Source organism: Runella sp. R5_40 (assembly GCF_057652295.1).
In genome coordinates this window covers 1-464 of the sequence record NZ_JBYFCH010000078.1, presented here as the reverse complement: position 1 = coordinate 464, position 464 = coordinate 1, and the positions used below count along the sequence as shown (strand labels likewise).

The 464-nt window shown below is 49.6% G+C and carries 1 protein-coding gene; it reads right to left on the bottom strand.

Going from position 1 to position 464, the window contains the following annotated elements; all coding sequences use genetic code 11:
- Positions 1-464 (bottom strand): hypothetical protein (locus tag AC23N5_RS31465; RefSeq protein ID WP_487758571.1); only part of this gene is annotated, 464 nt, incomplete at both ends.

Sequence of the window (464 nt, the reverse complement as noted above, 5' to 3'; positions counted from 1 at the left end):
TTGCTCACCACTCCAGAACTCGACGTTACACTCGCTCCACTACTCAAGCTATAATTCAGACTGTAAGTCAAACCGTTTACACTGCAAATAGGACCACTCAAAGTAATACCTGGGTTCTCACAAGGCGTGCCACAGTTGGTTGGACTACTTACGGTTACTTTGCTGACACAATTACCGCTCGCGTCAGTAGCTGTTACTGTAATGGCCGTGCCTACTGGAATTCCCGTAATCACATTGCTACCTACTGTACCCGAACTTGTCGTCACCGTTGCGCCCGACGAAACTGTGAAGCTCACACTGTAGCTCGTGCCGTTACACAATGGCTGACCCACTGTCAAACTTGGAAGAGTACACCCTGTCGGACAACTCGTTGGACCTTGTACCGTCAACGTACTTACACATCCCGAAGACTGTGTTGCTGTCAACGTCACATTCGTACCTACTGGGATGCCCGTTACTATGCC